The 2,553-nt window shown below is 40.2% G+C and carries 5 protein-coding genes; 1 reads left to right on the top strand and 4 read right to left on the bottom strand.

Annotated elements, in window-relative coordinates:
• A partial coding sequence (locus QMD82_02105) for a hypothetical protein (protein MDI6850718.1) occupies positions 1-301 on the bottom strand: 301 nt, incomplete at its 3' end.
• Positions 298-426, bottom strand: a complete 129-nt coding sequence (locus tag QMD82_02110) for a hypothetical protein (GenBank protein ID MDI6850719.1) — start codon at positions 424-426, stop codon at positions 298-300. The genes QMD82_02110 and QMD82_02105, both read right to left, overlap by 4 nt.
• 184 nt (positions 427-610) lie before the next feature.
• On the opposite strand from QMD82_02110, the gene QMD82_02115 reads away from it, so the two are divergent.
• The gene (locus QMD82_02115) at positions 611-1,003 is read left to right on the top strand and encodes a DUF488 domain-containing protein (protein ID MDI6850720.1); all 393 of its coding nucleotides are present in this window, start codon (positions 611-613) and stop codon (positions 1,001-1,003) included.
• A 2-nt stretch (positions 1,004-1,005) separates the two neighbouring features.
• Here the strand turns inward: QMD82_02115 and QMD82_02120 are convergent, their stop codons facing one another.
• Together QMD82_02120 and QMD82_02125 are read right to left on the bottom strand one after the other, a co-directional pair.
• Positions 1,006-1,959: a hypothetical protein gene (locus QMD82_02120; GenBank protein MDI6850721.1), complete on the bottom strand. Its 954-nt coding sequence runs from the start codon at positions 1,957-1,959 to the stop codon at positions 1,006-1,008.
• 2 nt (positions 1,960-1,961) lie between these two features.
• On the bottom strand, positions 1,962-2,553 hold a 592-nt coding region (locus QMD82_02125), incomplete at its 5' end, for a class I SAM-dependent methyltransferase (GenBank protein ID MDI6850722.1).

Consider the following 2,553-nt stretch of genomic DNA (forward strand, 5'->3'; position numbering starts at 1 on the left):
TATCTTCATTTAAATTTTCTCCCTTTTCCCCCAATTGTATCATCAACTTTTGGAGAGCCAGCCTTAAAAGCGCAGCCGCACCACGAGGAGATTTTTGCCAAATCGAAGCCGCTTCAAGATAATCCTGTTTTATTTCGTCACTTAGATCCTGATTAGGAGGCTCAACCGCAAAATTATCCGGATATATCATTTTCCCATTAATCCAAATTGAAAACTCCCCGCAATAAGTACAAACAGAAACTTTTGCTTCTTTAACAGAATTGCTCGACAAATCAACCCACCACTCCATCTCACGAATCACAAGATTATACCAACGCTGATGCGCAAATACGTGGCAATGTGGACAATGAAATGAATCGCTATTATAAGCTGGAGGTATATACTTCTACTTTTCCATGTTTCAGCCTCCTTTCTTTCTGTAAACATTATAAATTATACAACGAAACTACCAAAAAGGTGAAGCAGATCAAAGTTAAAACTAAGTCTTTTAAGCAGCAACGATCTGCTGCTCAACAATTAAATGAGAATCAAAGTATTCATAATTGAAGACTTTCACTCAGTCTCTTTTCCCACCTTTCTCCATCAATTATAATCTTTTCACAATGCTAAGATGCAAAAAAATTTTACAATTGGGCACAGTAATAGGACGATGGAGGAATTTATCAAGATTTTGAAAGAAACAGGAGTGGAGATTGTAGTTGACGTGAGGAGGTTCCCAAAAAGTAAATTTGAACATTTTAACCGCGAGAATCTGGAGATTAGTTTAAAAGAGGTAGGAATTGAGTATTACTATCTCGGTGATAAGCTTGGTGGCTTCAGAAAGGGCGGATACGAAAATTATACAAAGACTAAAGACTTTGAAGAAGGTATCGGCATCCTCACAGAAATTGCCCGAAAGAAACTGACCGCCATTATGTGCGCTGAAAAACTTTTTTTTCGCTGCCACAGAAGATTTATCGCAAGAAAACTTGAAGAAATGGGATTTGAAGTGATTCACCTGTAATACTAATAAACCACAAACATTCCATAATTATTTCCCATTCTGTAAAAATAGACCCCTTGCTTAAGGGAGAGGTGTAGCTCTCCTCTAATCATTTGCCTTCTTACCAACTCTCTCCCTTGAACATCAAAGATACTTAAATTTACAACAGCATCACTTTCTATTAAAAACCTGACGACTCTTTTTCCACAAAGAACTTTCATCCCCTTTTTTGCCACATCGCTAACTCCTACCCAGTTTAGAGAGGCTAAACTTACCTCGGGCATTGAGCCTACAACTTCCTTACTCTCATCCATTTGTAGAAAAATTATAAAAGCAATCTTATCCTCTGCATCTTGCTCTCCTATGGAAAATTCAACGCTGAGACTTACCGAATCGAAAGGAGCAACATCAACCAAAATCCCCTTATAATCAGGAAACATTTTCCTAACAACGTAAACAAGGTGATCCATATCCTGCCAAAGGTAATTGGTATCCACAATAACCTCTGCGGTTCTTAAATGACCCGAAAGGGCGTAAGAATGCTGATTTTTCAATTTCACAAATAATGTACCCTTTCGTAATTGGTAATCGTATTCTCCGCTCACATCAAAACCCACAGGCTGATCCACGACTTTCCTCACATCAAAGGTATCTTTATAAACTCGGTACATTGAAGTATGATCGGACGAACCACCTTCCACTCTTTTAATTCCATCAAACACTGCCACCGGCACACCGGAGATGGAATAATAGAGTCCCCTCTGATAAGATTCAGGAGCATAAAAGGGATCTGTGATGTTTGGGTAATAAACCAATACTGAAACGGTATCCCCGTGATTAATTTTTAACTCCTCCACTCCCCTTATGGCATCGGCACAATATTGACAGGTAGTGGAAGCGAAGACCTCCACTAATACCGTTCTTTGTTCCGCAGAAATTAGAGTAGAAAAAAGCAAAATTAGCATGAAAGCTCTCAATTTCAATCCTCCTTTACACCGGAAATCACAACAAAAGCCCCCTTCCCAAAGCCTACCTCTGGCTCTTCTATCCTATTCTGACTATCAGGGCCAAAGATGGTTTGGTAGATTTCAAAACGGGAATAGCCTGCACCCCTCATCAAATCCAGAATCTCCTCAGGTGTGAAAAAATTTGCATACCTGTAAAACCTGTGGCCCAGCTTTTTCTTTTCCTCATAAAGCTTCCCGAGAAAAGTGTTTCTATCAACAAATCCCGTTATCAACTTACCACCTCTCTTGAGGACCCTCCTTGATTCTCCTATTACCCGCTTTGGGTCTCTAACAAAACAGATGGTGATGGCCGTTAACACGTAATCAAAGATTTCCTCTGAAAAAGGCAGTGCCTCCCCAACTCCTGCCACAACCTTAATGCCCCTTTTCTTCGCGAACCTCAGCATGTTTATAGCCGGGTCAACACCAAATTCTATACCCAGTTCCTCTGCAAACCTTCCCGTTCCCACACCTACCTCAAGACCGATTCCATCAGGCACAACTTTCTTTAAGGCCTTCACCTCTGACTGAAAGAGATAATAATTCCTTTCATACCACTGGTCA

The organism is bacterium (assembly GCA_030019025.1).
GTDB lineage: Bacteria > Hydrothermota > Hydrothermia > UBA1063 > UBA1063 > UBA1063.

Excerpts from the sequence above, each read along its gene's own strand:
- QMD82_02115 (MDI6850720.1), top strand. The coding sequence starts at position 611 with ATGCAAAAAAATTTTACAATTGGGCACAGTAATAGGACGATGGAGGAA.
- QMD82_02110 (MDI6850719.1), bottom strand. The coding sequence starts at position 426 with ATGTTTACAGAAAGAAAGGAGGCTGAAACATGGAAAAGTAGAAGTATA.